Annotated in this window: 18 protein-coding genes; 2 read left to right on the top strand and 16 right to left on the bottom strand. The window is 59.5% G+C overall.

Annotated features, from left to right (window positions below):
* Positions 1 to 65: 65 nt before the first annotated feature.
* Positions 66 to 1,436, top strand: a complete 1,371-nt coding sequence (locus TBK1r_RS14850; RefSeq protein WP_419581363.1) for an MSCRAMM family protein — start codon at positions 66 to 68, stop codon at positions 1,434 to 1,436.
* 249 nt (positions 1,437 to 1,685) lie between these two features.
* On the opposite strand, the gene TBK1r_RS14855 is transcribed toward TBK1r_RS14850, so the two are convergent.
* From TBK1r_RS14855 to TBK1r_RS14930, 16 genes are all read right to left on the bottom strand, one after another.
* A complete protein-coding gene (locus TBK1r_RS14855) occupies positions 1,686 to 2,381 on the bottom strand; it encodes an IS630 family transposase (RefSeq protein ID WP_145209010.1) in 696 nt (231 codons plus the stop codon).
* Positions 2,378 to 2,821 carry a helix-turn-helix domain-containing protein gene (locus TBK1r_RS14860; protein WP_145209012.1) on the bottom strand — a complete coding sequence of 148 codons (444 nt, stop codon included), beginning with the start codon at positions 2,819 to 2,821 and terminating at the stop codon, positions 2,378 to 2,380. The genes TBK1r_RS14855 and TBK1r_RS14860 overlap by 4 nt, the downstream gene beginning before the upstream one ends.
* 79 nt (positions 2,822 to 2,900) lie before the next feature.
* Positions 2,901 to 4,412 (bottom strand): proline--tRNA ligase, encoded by a 1,512-nt coding sequence (gene proS / locus TBK1r_RS14865; RefSeq protein WP_145211988.1) that lies wholly within the window; start codon positions 4,410 to 4,412, stop codon positions 2,901 to 2,903.
* Positions 4,413 to 4,457: 45 nt separating this feature from the next.
* A complete protein-coding gene (locus TBK1r_RS14870; RefSeq protein ID WP_145211991.1) occupies positions 4,458 to 5,453 on the bottom strand; it encodes an adenosine kinase in 996 nt (331 codons plus the stop codon).
* A gap of 281 nt (positions 5,454 to 5,734) precedes the next feature.
* Positions 5,735 to 6,670: a lactate/malate dehydrogenase family protein gene (locus tag TBK1r_RS14875; RefSeq protein ID WP_145211995.1), complete on the bottom strand. Its 936-nt coding sequence runs from the start codon at positions 6,668 to 6,670 to the stop codon at positions 5,735 to 5,737.
* A gap of 94 nt (positions 6,671 to 6,764) precedes the next feature.
* A complete protein-coding gene (locus TBK1r_RS14880) occupies positions 6,765 to 7,634 on the bottom strand; it encodes a class II aldolase/adducin family protein (protein ID WP_145212000.1) in 870 nt (289 codons plus the stop codon).
* Positions 7,635 to 7,702: 68 nt separating this feature from the next.
* Entirely contained in the window at positions 7,703 to 7,981 is a 279-nt protein-coding gene (locus TBK1r_RS14885; RefSeq protein ID WP_145212003.1) for a EutN/CcmL family microcompartment protein, read from the bottom strand.
* Positions 7,978 to 8,658 carry a hypothetical protein gene (locus TBK1r_RS14890; protein WP_145212006.1) on the bottom strand — a complete coding sequence of 227 codons (681 nt, stop codon included), beginning with the start codon at positions 8,656 to 8,658 and terminating at the stop codon, positions 7,978 to 7,980. The genes TBK1r_RS14885 and TBK1r_RS14890 overlap by 4 nt, the downstream gene beginning before the upstream one ends.
* 53 nt (positions 8,659 to 8,711) lie before the next feature.
* Entirely contained in the window at positions 8,712 to 8,978 is a 267-nt protein-coding gene (locus TBK1r_RS14895; protein WP_145212009.1) for a EutN/CcmL family microcompartment protein, read from the bottom strand.
* 32 nt (positions 8,979 to 9,010) lie between these two features.
* Positions 9,011 to 10,456 (bottom strand): aldehyde dehydrogenase family protein, encoded by a 1,446-nt coding sequence (locus TBK1r_RS14900; protein WP_145212012.1) that lies wholly within the window; start codon positions 10,454 to 10,456, stop codon positions 9,011 to 9,013.
* 61 nt (positions 10,457 to 10,517) lie between these two features.
* A complete protein-coding gene (locus TBK1r_RS14905) occupies positions 10,518 to 10,841 on the bottom strand; it encodes a EutN/CcmL family microcompartment protein (protein ID WP_095742165.1) in 324 nt (107 codons plus the stop codon).
* A gap of 45 nt (positions 10,842 to 10,886) precedes the next feature.
* A complete protein-coding gene (locus TBK1r_RS14910; protein WP_145212015.1) occupies positions 10,887 to 12,119 on the bottom strand; it encodes an acetate/propionate family kinase in 1,233 nt (410 codons plus the stop codon).
* Positions 12,120 to 12,217: 98 nt separating this feature from the next.
* Positions 12,218 to 12,487 carry a BMC domain-containing protein gene (locus TBK1r_RS14915; RefSeq protein WP_095742163.1) on the bottom strand — a complete coding sequence of 90 codons (270 nt, stop codon included), beginning with the start codon at positions 12,485 to 12,487 and terminating at the stop codon, positions 12,218 to 12,220.
* Positions 12,488 to 12,579: 92 nt separating this feature from the next.
* Positions 12,580 to 12,879, bottom strand: coding sequence for a BMC domain-containing protein (locus TBK1r_RS14920; RefSeq protein WP_095742162.1), 300 nt, complete (start codon positions 12,877 to 12,879; stop codon positions 12,580 to 12,582).
* A gap of 41 nt (positions 12,880 to 12,920) precedes the next feature.
* Positions 12,921 to 13,652 carry a phosphate propanoyltransferase gene (pduL, locus tag TBK1r_RS14925; protein ID WP_145212018.1) on the bottom strand — a complete coding sequence of 244 codons (732 nt, stop codon included), beginning with the start codon at positions 13,650 to 13,652 and terminating at the stop codon, positions 12,921 to 12,923.
* Between the two features lie 71 nt (positions 13,653 to 13,723).
* Complete coding sequence (locus tag TBK1r_RS14930; RefSeq protein WP_419581564.1) at positions 13,724 to 14,497, bottom strand: DeoR/GlpR family DNA-binding transcription regulator; 774 nt, start codon at positions 14,495 to 14,497, stop codon at positions 13,724 to 13,726.
* A 466-nt stretch (positions 14,498 to 14,963) separates the two neighbouring features.
* Here TBK1r_RS14930 and TBK1r_RS14935 point away from each other — a divergent pair, with 466 nt between their 5' ends.
* Complete coding sequence (locus TBK1r_RS14935) at positions 14,964 to 15,782, top strand: SDR family NAD(P)-dependent oxidoreductase (protein WP_145212021.1); 819 nt, start codon at positions 14,964 to 14,966, stop codon at positions 15,780 to 15,782.
* The last annotated feature ends 9 nt before the right edge of the window (positions 15,783 to 15,791 follow it).

A 15,791-nucleotide genomic window follows, 5' to 3' on the forward strand; every position in this document is an offset into this window, starting at 1 on the left:
TGCGGTTTGCCGTGTCGTGGCAGCGTCTGGCGACCGGCATCGGCGGACAATCCATGGAGATGACCATGCTTCGAATTTTTCTGATCGCGTTCAGTTTGCTCGTCGCAATGGTGACGCCCGCGTCTGCGCTGATCACCGGCGGCAAAGACGAGCCCGTGAACGTCCAGGGCCTACCGGACGGCTCGTTGCCGCTGGCAAACTTAAAAACGCGAATCGCTTGGTGGGAAGGCCCGCCCTTCGGCGGTGGCCAATATCACTTTGAATACTCCGGCACGACAAGCGATCTGCAAGCGGCCATCGACCTGTTTGCTAAGATCGATTCCGCTCGCAAGCAGTTGATCGTTCGCAGCGGTGTCCAAAATAGTTTTTGGCTGAACATCACCGACAAAACGAAACAGCAAACGATCGACTGGCAATTCATGGTGTGGCGTCCGGCCAACTGGCAGCAACTGCGCGGCGCCAAAGCCGGCCTGTTGCCGCCGGGGGAAGAAGGAGACGGCCCCATGACCGAACTGGTGGTGCATGTGAGCGATCGGATCGACTGGAAGTCGCTGATCATTCCGCCAACGCTGACGGTGGTCGATGAACGCTTGGAATCCAATGGACTCTCGCTCGATCAAGGTGCCGCATTGCAGGGCCACATCCATGACACCGACGGGGGCGCGATCGCCGGAGCGACGATCACGATCGGCAAGGACACGGATCAGGTCACGGCAACGAGCGACGCCGAAGGGGCGTTCCTGGCGACCCAAATCCCTGCTGGCACCCATCGGGTCGTGGTCGCCGCCCAGGCATTTGCATCCAAAGACAACTACTACCATTCGTTCACAAAGTCGACCTTCAAAAGGCTGGACGCAACCTTGGCCAAAGCCGCCAACGTCCCCGTGCGCGTGGTCGATGACCAAGGCAGACCACTCGACGGTGTCGAGATCCGAGTCGCAGTCTGCCTCGATCGCTCGGGGGATTTCTATCGTGTCGCCGGCGAACATCAATACACATCGAATGCGGCCGGCGAGTTTGTGGTCACCGATGTGCCCCACGGCAAACTCAAGTTCAGCAGCCGAACCCAAGGCTATTACTACAATTCGGTGTTGAACGAACACGATACCGCCGAGTCACCGATCATTCTGACTTTATCGCCGACCGGAACGGTCAAGGTGTCCGTCGCCACCGTCGACGGCCAACCGGTGACATCGAAGTACATCGTTGAAATCGAAGAGGCCGGGATCGACCGCGACAAAGACACGACGGTGGGCAGCTGGGGCGGTTCGGCCAACATCGGCGGCGACGGCAGCTACACGTTCAAGAACGTTCCACCAGGCGAGTACACCATCAGCGGCAAACCGAACCCGGGACGAAGCGCCGATCGGACGGATCCGGCAACGGTCCAAATCAAGGGCAAGGACCAGCACCACGTCAAGCTGACGGCGAAGTGAGACGCGGCGACGATTGAAGATGCCCGCCGATGGCTCGGGATTCAGCAACCCTTGGTGTCTAGCCTTTAGGCGATTCTTGGGTCGCTGCGATGCAGCGAAGGTGGGCGGTAGTGGACGAGGCGACGAGTCCTTGTCAGTATGCCGACTACAGAGGACTCGTCGCCTCGTCCACTACCCGAAGCCTCGTCCACTACCCGAAGCCTCGTCCACTACCCGAGAATTGAGTTGCGGTAGACTTCTAGTGGTGCGTCAAAGTCTAATTTTAGGGTAGACGGATTTGAGTTTAACCCGGGCGTCGTCAATTTTCATCTGCCAGTCAACGCCTCGTTGTCTTGCATTGATGTCCGATGACCATGCTGCAATCTCTCTGGCCAACTCCTCAATACTTCCAATGCGTCGCCCGCCAACACATTGACGGGTGATGCTGCTTAACTCGTTCTCTGCGATATTGAGCCAGCTACCGTGCTTGGGCGTATAGCACCAGTTGATTCGCTTCACCAACGCCCGTGCTCGAGACGGCTCAAACACTTCGTAGAAAGCCCCGCGAGTGTGCGTGTTGAGATTGTCGCAAACCAACGTCACCGTCTCGCAATCGGCGTAACGTCCCTCAAGCAGCTCAGCCATTAGCAAGGCCCAGTCCGCTTTGGTCTTGGTCTCTCTGGCGTAGGCTTCTCGCCATCCTGCCAGCGGCTCGGTGTACATGAAAATGTTCGCTACTCCGGCACGTTCGTATTCATAGTCCACCCGGCGGGGATGTTCGGTGGTCGCTTCGATCGGAACGTTGACGTCCTTGATCAGTTGGACCGGTTGTTCATCCATGCAGATCACCGGATGACTCGAATCGTACGGTTTTTCGTAAGTTTCTAGCACATCTTCCATGCTCGCGGCGAACTCCGCATCGCACTGTGGCGGGATCACCCAGTACTCGATGTTGCGATTATTCATGCGATTTTTTTTAGCGTCTGGCGAACGGTTTCATGCGAGACCGAATCGCAGATCCCCAGTTCGACGACTTTCTCGGCGAGCAATCTCAGCGACCAGTTGGCATAGCCTGCTGGCGGTTTGCCTAGACGAGTGGCGATGATTTTCGCCTCTTCTTGACCGCTGAGGCATTTAGGTCTGGCAGGCTCCGCACGTTTCTTTCCCTGCAGTGTTTGCTCAAAGCCAAACTCGACAAACCGCTGTCGTATATTTTCGACCGTCTTGGTGCGGCAACGATAAGCTTCAGCAATCGCCGCATCGGTCCATGCCAAATCGTCTGCATCCGCAGCAAGCAAGATTTGGGCACGACGCACCTTCTGGCTAGAACCGCTAAACTTCTTGACGATTGCATCGAGCGTCCGACGCTCCTGATCGTTCAACCGAACGATGTACTTTTTCTGCATTGGAAAACCCTCCGTGTTCCCCAAAGCATGAAGCTTTTACGCGATTAGACCAACCCTAATTCTTGAAGCTGACGCACCACTAGTACGCCTTGGCAAAGATCGCCTGTTTCTCCGCCGGCTTTCCGGTCGCGAAGCACGTCCCCGGCGTGTCGTTGTTTTCACTCGGCACGCAACGGATCGTCACCTTCAATTCTTTCAACAGCGCGTCGATACTCGCTTCATCGGCGAAATGACACATTGCGAATCCACCATGGATCTCGGGGTTGTCCGCATTTTTGGGCGTGAAGAAATCGCGAAAATCGGCTTCGTTGGTGATCGTGACCGTGTTTTCGATTCGCAATTGATCGGCGCGATCGTAGAGCGATTGCTGGATCTCGCCGAGCAGTGTTCCGATATTCGCGACCAATTCGTTGCGGTCCATGCCGACGCTCTTAGGCTGGTCGCGTCGTCCCATGAAGACCGAGTTCTTTTCCATGTCTTTGGGGCCGACTTCCAATCGGATCGGGACACCGCGTTTGACGTGATGCCATTTCTTTTCACCGCCACGCATGTCGCGGTCATCGATTTCGACGCGAACGGGAGCACCGTTGTAGGTCTGATCGCGGAGGGCGTCGCGTAAGGCGTGGATGTATTCCATCACGGCGCTGCGCGAGTCGTCTTTGTAGATCGGCAGAATCACGACGTGGATCGGCGCCAATTTTGGCGGCAAGACGAACCCGTCGTCGTCGCTGTGCGTCATGATCAGGGCGCCGACCAGGCGTGTCGAAACACCCCACGACGTCGTCCAAGCATATTCGCGCGATCCCGATTCGCTTTGAAACACGATCTCTTGCGCTTTGGAAAAGTTTTGGCCGAGGAAGTGGCTGGTACCGGCTTGGAGCGCCTTGCGGTCTTGCATCATCGCTTCGATCGAAAGCGTTTCGATGGCACCGGGGAAACGCTCGCCGGCGGTCTTGGCGCCGATCGTGACCGGCATCGCCATCCAGTTGCGTGCAAAGTCGGCATAAACGTTGATCATCCGCTCGGTTTCTTCGATCGCCTCGGTGTCGGTGGCATGGACCGTGTGTCCCTCTTGCCAGAGAAACTCGGCGGTCCGCAAAAACATTCGCGTTCGCATTTCCCAGCGGACGACGTTGGCCCATTGGTTGATCAAGATCGGCAGGTCACGATAGCTTTGGACCCACTTGGCGTACGTCGCCCCGATGATCGTTTCGCTGGTCGGCCGCACGATCAAGGGTTCTTCCAGTTGGCCGGCCGGTCGTAATCCGCCCTCGGGATCGGGTTCCAAGCGATGGTGAGTGACGACGGCGCATTCTTTGGCAAACCCTTCGACGTGCTCGGCTTCCTTCTCCAGAAAGCTCATCGGAATGAACAACGGGAAGTAGGCGTTCTGGTGCCCGGTGGCTTTGAACATGTCGTCCAAGGCGCGTTGCATGTTTTCCCAGAGCTGGTAGCCCCAGGGTTTGATCACCATGCAACCGCGAACCGGCGAGTTTTCCGCCAGGTCGGCTGCTTTGATGACTTGTTGGTACCACTCCGGGTAATCGTCGGCGCGGGTGGGAGAGATCGCGGTCTTGGGGGCTTTGGCCATATCAAATCAGCATTGTCAGAGAACGAGAAAGATTCCTTCACTCAGTTAATCGGTCAATCGACTGAGGTCCTCAATTTCTTCCTTGGTGAATTTACGGTCCAACCGGGCGCCCAATTGCGCGACGACGCGGGCGGCGGCGTGCGACGCCAAGTGCCCCGCGGTCCGCCAATCCAAACCGTTGGTGATCCCGTACAACATCGCACCGGCGTACATGTCGCCGGCACCGGTGGTGTCGATCGCGTCGACCTTCACCCCTTCAATCGGGAACTCTTCACCGCCGTGCATCACGATCGACCCTTTGCCGCCCAACGTCAGCGCCACGTTTTCGCAGTGTTCGTGAATCTTGACGGCGCACTTCAGCGCGTCGGTTTCTCCGGTCAGCGACTTGGCTTCCTCTTCGTTGCAGAAGAACAAGTCGACAGGGCCGGTGATCAGCTCCCAGATCTCATCGCGGATCAAGTTGACCAGGAACGGGTCGGAGGCCGTGAAGGCGACTTTGACGTCATGCTTTTTGGCCAATTCGAACGCCTTGTAGGCGGCCGCTTTGGTGGTTTCGCCGGTCAACAGATAGCCTTCGACGTAGACGTATTTGGAACTGGCGATCTTGTGCTCGTCGATGTCGTCCGGGCACAGGCTGGTCGAGGCGGCCAGATTGGTCAGCATCGTGCGCTGAGCGTCTTCGGTGATCAGCACCGCGCAGGTGCCCGTGGGCTGGTCCGCCGGCGTGACTTGGATCGACACGCCCAGGTCGCTCATGTCTTTTAAGAAGAAGTCGCCGATCGCGTCGCTGCCGACCTTGCCGATGTAGCCCGCCGCCCCACCAAATTCGGCCAGGGCGACAATTGTGTTGGCCGCCGATCCTCCGGCACAGCGATTCAGGGGGCGTCCATCGAGACGGCTGAGCACGCCGGATTGTTGTTCGTCGTCGACAAGCGTCATGATGCCCTTGTCGAGTGATAGCTCGCGCAGCAGGGCATCGTCGACGCGTGCCTGAATGTCAACGAGCGCGTTCCCTACACCAAAAACGTCATACAAAGCCATCGGGAGGCCTCTGGGAGAAAATAACGGTCAAACCGGGATGACCGATAGCGTAGTGCAGAGGCGTGATTTCGGGAAGTTGACCCGCACCCAATCTCAACTGCGAGCGTTCCCCGCGGATCGTCAGCGCCGCTCTTGATTGACCCGAAGGTTTCCCGGGTGATTGCCCGAGCCCCGATCCATGCCCGCGGGGAGCGCCGTCGGCTTGTCCCCTGGCTCTTTCCGGGACCTCACTGAGATGGCATTCCAAGGCCGATGCCTTGGAACGAGGGGCCACGATTGCATCAGCGGATGCGTTTGAGGACCACGTCGAGGGTCTTGCGGAGTGCGGCGCCGCTGGCCCGCATGCCTTGGACCTCTTTCGGCCACAGATCGATTTCCATCCGATCGACGACGCCGGTTCGGCCGACGACCGTGGGGACCGAAAGCGCAACGTCGCGAACGCCGAAACAGCCGCGTTGGACGCTGCTGACCGGAAGCACACGGCGTTGATCCAGAATCACGGCGTCGATCACATCACGAATCGCGATGCCGACCGCAAAGCCGGCTCCGCCCTTGCGTTTGATCACTTCGGCGCCGCTGCCGCGCGTCCGCGTGAACAGTTGCGTCGCCAGCGTCGGCGACCAACCGGGGTACTTGTCCAACGGCAGTCCCGCGATCGTCGCACTGCTCCAAACCGGCACCATCGACTCGCCATGTTCGCCCAAGATCAAGGCGCGCGTCTGGGTCGGCGGTGCTTTGAGCTGCTCGGAAATCAACGCACAGAATCGAATCGTGTCGAGCTGGGTGCCCAAACCGATGACCTGGTTTTCGGGCAGCCCCAGTTTTTGCGCGGCGACGTAGGTCAAGATGTCGACCGGGTTGCTGACAACCAACACAATCGCCGTCGGTTTCGGGCCGGCCGCTTTGACGTCGTTGAGAATCTGGACGAACAGATCGGTGTTGCGATTGATCAAATCCAACCGTGACTCGTCCGGCTTGCGGCGCAGTCCGGCGGTGATGCAGATCACATCGCTGCTGGGGATGTGTTCGTAACCGCCACCGACGATCGTCTGGTCGGCGACGCTCGGTCCGCCATGCTGCAAGTCGAGGGCTTGACCGACGGCCAGTTCCTGGTTCACGTCCAGCAGCGCGATTTCACGGGCCAGACCGCCACACTGCAGAGCATACGCGGCACAAGAACCGACTAATCCGCCGCCGCCGATGATTGAAACTTTCATGATGTTTGATTGATGAGGGGATGATTTGTTTTGGATCGTCGCCAGGAAGCAGTGGGATCGGCTTCCAAGCTGTGCCGAGCGGATGCCGCGGTACCTAGGCCTTCATTTGCCGCATGACTTCGTCGGTGATCAGCTTGACGAGTTGTTCTTCGTTGATGCCGGCCGGCATCGCTTGTCCGTTGCCGGAACTGGCCGGTTTGGCCGGCATCGCCGGTGGCGGAGTGAACGCACGACGTTCGACACCCGACTCTTTCCACGAGTCACGGAAGATATCGTTGGCACAGATGTCGCAATCCTCGTACTCCTTGGTGTTCCGCGGGTCCTTGTATCCCCATTGGTCCTTCAAATCCAACAGCTCTTTCGATTTCTGTTGATCCAGATACGACACGTTGCCGAGTTGTTTGGCCAGCATCAGCATGCGGCAGTACGAATCCAGGATCTCCGTCCACCAGTACGCCTGTTCGACGGTTTCGCCATAGCTGACCGTGCCGTGGTTGGCCAGAATCATGACGTTGGTCTTGGCGACGAACGGAATAATCGTGTCGGCAAACGCCTGGCCACCGGGCGTTTCATACTTTGTGATCGGCACATCGCCCAAGAACACTTCGACTTCGGGCAAGATGCACTGCGGGATCGGCTCGCGTGCGATGGCAAACGCGGTCGCGTGCGGCGGGTGGCAGTGGACGACGCTGCGAATGTCTTCACGCTGTTTGTAGATCTCCAGGTGCAACAACGCTTCGCTGGATCGTTTCTTGCGACCGGCGATCTGCTTTCCCGTCATGTCGACGGTGGAAATGTCTTCGGGCGTCAAAAACCCTTTGCAGTGCAACGTCGGCGTGCACAAGACTTCGTTGTCGCTGATTCGCACGGTGATGTTGCCGTCGTTGGCAGCGGCGAATTGGCGGTTGTAGATGCGACGGCCGATGTCGCACATGTCCTGTTTGATCTTGTGGATATTTTGCATGGGATTCTCGAGTGACAGTGGAACGTGTGTGGTGTGGTGTGTTGGTCGAAACGTTTGAGTGAAACGGGCTACAATTCAACCTCGTCCAGCAAGGCGACGATCGAAGCATCCAAGGGTTTGACGTCTGGTTTGAATGGCTGGGCGGCCTCGGGGCCTTCGGCTAGGGCGACCAGGTCGCCCAGTCCGGTGCTGCACAAGTCCCAGGCCACGATGGTGTCCCCACCGAGCGGTTCGGTTTCGACTCGATCGATCGAATCCACGACCTCGACCAGACGCAGCTTGGCGTTGGCCATCGCGGGATGCGACTTGGAAAGTGTGATCGAGCCGATGGTGCGAGCGAGTTTCATCGGGAACCTCCGGAAGTTTGCGGCACCGCCGAGGAGCCCGTTGCTGAACAACGTGCGATACGAGCGGCCACGTTGACCGCCGCAACCAGATTCAGTTTCTGGCGATCCAAAACCCAAACGTTGGGCGAAAGTTCGGCGGCGAATCGTTCGACGTCCGACAGGGCGCTGACCATCGCCGCACGCTGTCCCCCGCTGCAACGCCGGTACACTTCCGCGGCGGGCTCGTCGGTCCAGAGGATTTCGACACCCGCCGGCAACGTGATTCCACGCCGGGCGAGTTGATTGCCAAGTGAATCCGGCAGCTGCATCTCTGTCGGCGGCGACGTGTCCGCTTGGGCATTCGCGGCGTTGCTGGACGATGTGATGCTGGGTGATGCGACGCCCGACGCGGCAAATTGAATTTGGATCCCCCGCTGCGCCGCTTCTTCACGGGCGGCGGGGGTGATGACCGCGCCTTCGACCGCGAGGATCTGGCCGGTGCTCGCATAACGATCCAAGGTTGCGATCGTGATCAGCTTTTCGCCGCCGACCGGGGACGGTCCGGCGGGAGCGGAGGTTGTCGAAGCCGAGGCGGCTGAACCCGGTGAACCACTTTCGCGCAGCCGCCGAATCACCTGGCGCGCAATGTCAGCGATCATCGCTGTCTCGTTGCTGCGGTCGTAGGTCAGGCGGCTCACGTTCGAATACTGGGGTTGGGTGTCAGGTGTAAAGAGGTTGTGAAGGCGGTTGGCTAAGCTTCGATGTCGTCGATCAATCCGATCACCGTCCAACGGGCCGGCGTCAGATCGTGTCCGCATGCCTCGCGGGCGTACGAACCGTCGCTGGTGATCATCACGTGATCGCCCTTGCGTGAACCGAGTTGGTCCAACGCAATCAGCGGCGGTCCGTCAGCCTTCTCGTCCGTCCCGATTGGCTGCAAGACGACCAAACGCATGCCGACCAAGCTTTCATGCTTGACGGTGGCGTGGGTCGATCCGAGGACAATCGCAGGCTGCATTCTTTGAAACTTGAAACTTGAAACTTGAAACCTCAAACCACCCGCAGTTCGCCGATCATGCTGCATCGTCGTTCGCGGGTGAACGTGGTCGGCGTGGTGACGCCTTCGCCGGTCGGCCCGGCGATGGAGAATGACAGGTAGCCTTCGCCGCCCAGGCCGAGTGACGCCATGCAGGGTCCGTTCTTGACGTACAGGGTCGTGTCCAGTTCGCGTCCCATCTTGGTCATGTTGCGAACATTGCGCGAGTGGATGATCGCGGTGTGACGGAAGCCGTGTTCGTAGTGTTTGGCCATCGCGATCGCGTGATCGACATCGCGGGCGCGAACGAAGGGCATGAACGGCATCATTTGCTCGACGCTGACGAACGGGTGATGCTCGTCGGTTTCCCCGAACACCAACTCGGTTTCTGGGGGGACCGAAACGCCGGCGGCGGCGGCCAGGAACGATGCGTCCTTGCCGATGTAGTCTTTGCAGGCCGCGTCGTGTTGGTCATCGCCGACGGTGACGATGGCTTTGGACGTCAGTTCGGCGATTTGCGCGGCGTTGAGCTGGACGGCACCGGCACGTCGCATCGCATCCATCATCGCATCGAAGACCGAGTCGACGACGAAGACTTCTTTTTCGGCGATGCACAGCAGGTTGTTGTCATAAGCGCCGCCGGTGATGATCGATCGGGCGGCCAGATCCAGGTCAGCCGTTTCGTCGACGACGACCGGCGGGTTGCCCGGTCCGGCGACGATGGCGCGTTTGCCGCTGTTGAGCGCTGCGCGGCCGACGGCGGGACCGCCGGTGACACAGATCAAGGCGACGCTGCGGTGCTTGAACAACGCTTCGGCGGATTCCAACGTCGGTTCGGCGATCACGCAGATCAGATTGTCGATCCCGATTTCCGCCTCGATCGCTTCGTTGAAACGACGCACGCCTTCGGCGGCGACTTTCTTGCCCGACGGATGGGGATTGACGACGACGGTGTTTCCGCCGGCGATCATGCTGACCGCGTTACCGGTGATCGTCGGCAAGCTGTGAGTGACCGGCGTGATCGCTCCGATGACGCCGAACGGGGCGCGGTCGATCACGGCCAGACCGTAGTCGCCACTGAAGGCTTTGGTTTCGAGAAACTCGACACCGGGCGTTTGCTCGCCCAGGGTCTTGAGTTTTTCGATCTTGTGTTCCAGACGGCCGATCTTGGTTTCTTCCATCTCCATCGTGCCCAGCTCTTCGCACTGCTCGATCGAGATCCGCCGAATGACGTCGATGATCCGTTTTCGATCGGCCAGGGTGCGTTCGCGCAGTTGCTCAAACGCCGCACGTGCCGCCGAGACGGCCGACTCGGCATCGTAGAACACGCCGTTGTGTCCGCCGGCCGAAGCCGCCTGCTGGGCCGCCTGCTGGGCCGCTCCGTTACCCGGTGGCATCGGACCGACCTCGGCCAGGACCTGTGCGACTACGTTTCGGATCAGGGTTTCGTCGTATTGCATGGTGGGTTGCTAGTTGGGGGTGAATGTCGGCCTGCCGCGATCACGCGAGAGCGGGGCGGTCTTAACGGTCGTTTGATTCGTTGCGCGAGTAAACGCTGAACTTGTCGATGTGGACTTGATCGACGATCCCAATGATGACGGCGTCGATGGGTAAAACCTTTGTTTCCGGCGTCAGGCGTGCGCTGCTGCCTTGTGTGATCAGGACAAAATCGTTCTCTCCGGCACCCAAGGTGTCGACGGCGATAAACGTTCTTCCGGTTGTGACGAGCGATTGACGCTTTTTGTCATCGAGCCGATAGGGCTCGACGACCAGTAATTTGTGACCCGTCATCGTCGCAACCTTTTGAGTGCTGACGACCGATCCGGTGACTCGGGCGATGAACATTCGTGCCAGGCTCGTTGGGGGTTAAGGGAGGAGGAAAGGTCGGCTTCACGAATGCTTCAATGCATGCAGGGTCTGCCTGGCCACGATCACTTCTTCGTTGGTCGGGATCACCCACAATTGAGTTTTGGAATCGCCGGCATGGAACGAGGCCTCGCCGAGATCGTTGGTTCGATCACGCAGGCTTTCGTTGGCCGATGAATCGACAACGATGCCCAGTTGTTCCAGTCCCGCACAGACGCGGCTGCGAACGAGCGTGTCGTTTTCGCCGATGCCGCCGGTGAACACGATCGCATCGGCGCCGCCGAGCGCGACCAGCATTCCACCCAGGTAACGCCGAATCTCTTCGATGAAGACATCCAAGGCCAATTGAGCTTGGGTGTTCCCCTCGGACGCCGCTTGTTCCACGTCGCGGATGTCACCGCTGTGGTTACTCAGCCCCAACAGTCCGCCTTTGCTGGCCAGTTCTTGCAACGCTTCGTCCAAGGACAAACCGGTCCGCTGCAGGATCAGGGGCAAGGCGAAGGGGTCAAAGTCACCGACGCGGTTGTTCTGCGGCAGACCCGTTTGGGGTGTCATCCCCATCGTCGTCTGAACGCTTTGTCGATTTTCGATCGCGGTGATCGAACTGCTGCCGCCCAAGTGACAGGAGATCACGCGGGCGTCTTGACGGCCCAGGATCTCGGCACTGCGGAAGGCGATGTAACGGTGGCTGGCACCGTGGAAGCCCCACTTTCGAATGTGGAACTCGTCGGCCCACTGACGTGGGATCGCGTATTCCTTTCGGGCCGGGGGAATCGTTTGGTGAAAGTCGGTTTCGAACGCGGCGACCAGCGGCAGATCCGGGAACCGGGCTTGCAGGGTCTTCATCGCCGCGATGTAGGGCGGGTTGTGTGCCGGTGCGGCGGCATTCATTTCGGCCATCGCATCGAGCACCTGATCATCGACCACAAACACGCCCGACAATCGTCCGCCGTGGACGGCTTTGAAACCGATCGCGGCGACCTGGGACGCATTTTCGATCGCACCGTTTTCGGGGTCGGTCAGCTGATCCAAGCAGGCTTGGACGGCCACCCCGTGATCGGGCACCGACATCGTCAGCTCGTTGGACCAATCACCGATCTCGACGGTGCACTTGCTTTGCGCATCGCCGATCCGCTCGACCGCGCCTTTGGCGAGGCAACGTGCGTTTTGGATGTCGTCGATCGCTCCATCATCGGTCATTTCGAACAACCGATACTTGAAACTGGTCGATCCCAGGTTTGCAACCAGTACGAGCACTGGCGGTACCCTCCGCGATGAGTTGGGGTCTGTCGTGGACGTCAGCGTGCGTTCGTCATCCCGCGGGCGGTCTTGCGACTCACCGGGCGGGTTGACGCTTAAGCCAAAAAAGCTTTCGCAACACCTTCGGCGGGACGAGGGATCACGTGGCTGGAAACCAACTCGCCGACTTGCGAGGCCGCGTTGGCACCGGCTTCGACCGCTGCGCGAACGCTGCCGACGTCTCCGCTGACCACGGTGGTGCAATACGCACCGCCGATGTCGACTCGCTTGACGATTTCAACGTTGGCCGCCTTGGCCATCGCGTCGGTCGCTTCGATCAGTGCCAGCAAACCCTTGGTTTCGATCAATCCGATTGCGTCATTCATCTTGGTTTTATTTCTTTCGATTGTTGTGGAGGGGGTGTTTCGATCGCGTCGGATGACACGACCGGTGGGCGTCCGCGATTGCTTGGCGGCCACTACTTCTTGGCGGTCGGTGCGCTGGTTTTGAGCACTTTCTGCAAATCGTCGTGCGGACGTGGGATCACTTGCACGCTGACGACTTCGCCGATGCGTCCGGCTGCCGCGGCTCCGGCATCGGTGGCGGCTTTGACGGCGGCGACATCGCCGGCGACAAACACGCTGACCAGTCCGCTGCCGACCTTGTCCCAGCCCAGGAATTCGACGTTCGCCGCTTTCAACATTGCGTCGGCTGCTTCGACCAGGGAAACAAACCCTTTGCACTCGATCATGCCGAGCGCTTCATTACTCTTCGCCATTGGAAATCTGCCTATTGATAGGAGAAAAGGAGGTGTAAGTACTATTGATGACAGCCGCAGCCGCCCTTGGTGAGTTCGACCTTGGACGCGCCGTCCAAGAAACACGCGTTGCCCTCATCGGTGTCGATGTGGACTTCCAGCTTGGCCGCTTCATCGGCACGCACCAGCACGTCGTCAAACACCGTGGTGCATTCGTGGCTGGTGACTTTCAACTGCATCATGTCGCCGTTGGAAACGCCGAAGTGATCCGCATCGAAGTAATTCATGTGGACGTGACGCGCCGCCCGGATCACGCCCTGTTCCAGCTGGACGCTTCCGACCGGTCCGACCAACACGCATCCGGGCGTGCCGTCGATGTGGCCGCTGTGACGGACCGGTGCGTCGATGCCCAACGAGATCGAATCGGTGAATGCCAATTCAACCTGGCTGGCTCCCCGCGTCGGCCCCAAGACCCGCACGCTGGGTAGCATTCGCCGCCGTGGCCCGACGATCATCACCGTCTGCTTGGCGGCGTAAAAACCGTCCTGGTACAGATCTTTATCCGGTTCCAGCACCGATCCGGCGCCGAACAAGATTTCAACGTGCTCGTCGGTCAAGTGAACGTGCCGGGCAGAAATGCTGACACGCAGATTCGGCTTGCCGTCGACCCAACCGGGAGGATCATGGGAAAGTCCGATGTCGGGCCGAGACGCCGACGAAGTGCCGAGGCCGCCGGCGATCGCGCGACGAACCAGGGATTCGATTCGGGCGCGGTCAATTTGAGTCGCGTTCATTCGGTTCGGGGAAAGGGAGGTGGTGATGGGGGAAAATAGATTAGAAGAGTGAAACGCTCCGCCCTCGGAGCTCATTCTGAATTGGATCCGGCGTCGGTTTCGTCGCTGCGTCGGTTGTCTGCTAACACTAGTTCGACACCAGCGTCGTCAATCCGCTTTTTCCAGTGCGATGCCAGACCGGAGTCGGTCACGACACCCTGGACGTCCTCCAACCGGCACAGATGGGACAAGCTGACTTTGCCAAACTTCGTGTGGTCGGTGACGACATACGCTTGGTCGGCGGCCGCCAACATCGCTTTCTCGCTTTCGACCAACATCATGTTGTTGTTGAAATACCCACGCTCGTTGATCCCCGCGACCGACAAGAACGCCAACCGCACGTTGATCTGACGCAGCATCGATTCGGCCATCGGGCCGATCGCCACCGCCGTGCGACCGCGGACGCAGCCACCGATCGTGACCAGGTCGATGGAATCACTGCTGGAAAGCAAGTGCGCCACGGGCAAGCTGTTGGTCACGACCTGAAGCCGCCGACCGACCAGACAACGGGCCAATTCATAAGTCGTGCTGCCACCGTCCAACAGGATCGTGTCGTGCTCTTCGATCAGCTTCGCGGCCGCCGCGCCGATCGCGGCTTTCACCGTCCACGTCGTGTCCTTGCGGCCTTCGAACGCCCGGATCGTCGCGCTCTCTCCGGTCCAAAACACCCCGCCGTGCGTGCGGCGGACATCGCCCGATCGCTCCAATTGCTCCAAGTCGCGGCGGACCGTCGATTCGCTGACCGAAAGCGACTCGGCCAACTCACCCAACGATGCGAACCCGGTCTGACGCACCATCCGTCGCAAACGCTCACGACGCCCGCCACTGGACGTGCGGGTTTCGCTGCTGACGCCGTTGGACGAGTTGACGGATCGGACCACAGAAATTGCCTATCTTGCGCAGGTATTGCGTTTCGTGATAGCTTTCTCTCATTCGTGACAGTTTTCAAGCACCAATTGACAAATATGAATCATTTCTGAAAGAAAACTTCCTTTTGAAGCACGTGCGGTGTTTGACGTCCCCCAGGCGATGGAGATGCATGCCCGTTGGGCAAAACGCGACTTATTAGATGCCAATGCCTGCCAGGAGGGCGACGTTAGAAACCCCACGACAGAGCCCCCTCCCCGACGGTTCGTCGCCCGCCCAGAAAACGAAGCGGTTCTTTCTCGATCTCTTTGCCGCATGGTTTTCCCGCGGTCGCCGTCGCGATACGCTTTTCGCTGATTCATTTCGGGCGGACTGTTTCACTTCTTGTAGCGTCAACACATCAACATGACTGAACTATCCGGAAAGCGGGCGATCGTCAGCGGGGCATCACTTGGGATCGGTCGCGGCATCGCGGTCGAACTGGCTCGTGCCGGTGCAACCGTCGCGGTCAACTATCGATCCAACCCCGACCAGGCCGACGAAGTGGTCGCCGAATGCAAGTCGGTCGGCGGAGATGCGTTCAAGGTCCAGGCCGACGTCTCGGTGCAAGAAGAAGCCGAAGCGATGATGCGGACGTCGATCGAGACGCTCGGAGGGTTGGACATCGTCGTCAGCAATGCGGCCTACAGCGACCGGCACCTGATGCTGGAATCGGACATGCAGGAGTTCCGCAAGACGATCGATGTCAGCATGTGGGGTGCATTCTACGTCGTCCGGTCGGGCGCCGCGGAGATGGTCAAGGCCGGCAAGGGCGGCAACATCGTGGTCATCAGCAGCCCCCACGCGCACCTCGCGATGCCCGGCGCGATGGCCTACAACATGGCCAAGGCGGCCAACGACCAGATGGCGCGGACGGCCGCCTGCGAATTGGCTCAACACCGCATCCGATGCAACATCATTCACCCCGGCTGGATCAACACGCCGGGCGAACGAAAATTCTTTTCCGAAGAGACGCTGAAAACCGAGTCGGCCAAATTGCCGATGAAACGTCTGGGCGAGCCGAAGGAAATCGGACGCGGCGTCGTGTTCCTCTGTCGCGAAGAAAGCGAGTACATCACCGGCAGCACCCTGACCATCGACGGAGGCATCCAGCTACCGTGGCGCGACATGTTCCGCGTCGAAGAGACCGCAGCGACGGCCAAGCCGATGCAGGACAACGCGTAAGCAGCGAGA

The organism is Stieleria magnilauensis (genome assembly GCA_007753675.1).
In the GTDB taxonomy this organism is placed as follows: Bacteria; Planctomycetota; Planctomycetia; order Pirellulales; family Pirellulaceae; genus Stieleria; species Stieleria magnilauensis.

Excerpts from the sequence above, each read along its gene's own strand:
- TBK1r_RS14905 (WP_095742165.1), bottom strand. The coding sequence starts at position 10,841 with ATGTTCATCGCCCGAGTCACCGGATCGGTCGTCAGCACTCAAAAGGTT.
- TBK1r_RS14900 (WP_145212012.1), bottom strand. The coding sequence starts at position 10,456 with ATGCAATACGACGAAACCCTGATCCGAAACGTAGTCGCACAGGTCCTG.
- TBK1r_RS14850 (WP_419581363.1), top strand. The coding sequence starts at position 66 with ATGCTTCGAATTTTTCTGATCGCGTTCAGTTTGCTCGTCGCAATGGTG.
- TBK1r_RS14855 (WP_145209010.1), bottom strand. The coding sequence starts at position 2,381 with ATGAATAATCGCAACATCGAGTACTGGGTGATCCCGCCACAGTGCGAT.
- TBK1r_RS14870 (WP_145211991.1), bottom strand. The coding sequence starts at position 5,453 with ATGGCTTTGTATGACGTTTTTGGTGTAGGGAACGCGCTCGTTGACATT.
- TBK1r_RS14860 (WP_145209012.1), bottom strand. The coding sequence starts at position 2,821 with ATGCAGAAAAAGTACATCGTTCGGTTGAACGATCAGGAGCGTCGGACG.
- TBK1r_RS14885 (WP_145212003.1), bottom strand. The coding sequence starts at position 7,981 with ATGAAACTCGCTCGCACCATCGGCTCGATCACACTTTCCAAGTCGCAT.
- TBK1r_RS14875 (WP_145211995.1), bottom strand. The coding sequence starts at position 6,670 with ATGAAAGTTTCAATCATCGGCGGCGGCGGATTAGTCGGTTCTTGTGCC.
- TBK1r_RS14935 (WP_145212021.1), top strand. The coding sequence starts at position 14,964 with ATGACTGAACTATCCGGAAAGCGGGCGATCGTCAGCGGGGCATCACTT.
- TBK1r_RS14915 (WP_095742163.1), bottom strand. The coding sequence starts at position 12,487 with ATGAATGACGCAATCGGATTGATCGAAACCAAGGGTTTGCTGGCACTG.
- TBK1r_RS14880 (WP_145212000.1), bottom strand. The coding sequence starts at position 7,634 with ATGCAAAATATCCACAAGATCAAACAGGACATGTGCGACATCGGCCGT.
- proS (WP_145211988.1), bottom strand. The coding sequence starts at position 4,412 with ATGGCCAAAGCCCCCAAGACCGCGATCTCTCCCACCCGCGCCGACGAT.
- TBK1r_RS14920 (WP_095742162.1), bottom strand. The coding sequence starts at position 12,879 with ATGGCGAAGAGTAATGAAGCGCTCGGCATGATCGAGTGCAAAGGGTTT.
- pduL (WP_145212018.1), bottom strand. The coding sequence starts at position 13,652 with ATGAACGCGACTCAAATTGACCGCGCCCGAATCGAATCCCTGGTTCGT.
- TBK1r_RS14895 (WP_145212009.1), bottom strand. The coding sequence starts at position 8,978 with ATGCAGCCTGCGATTGTCCTCGGATCGACCCACGCCACCGTCAAGCAT.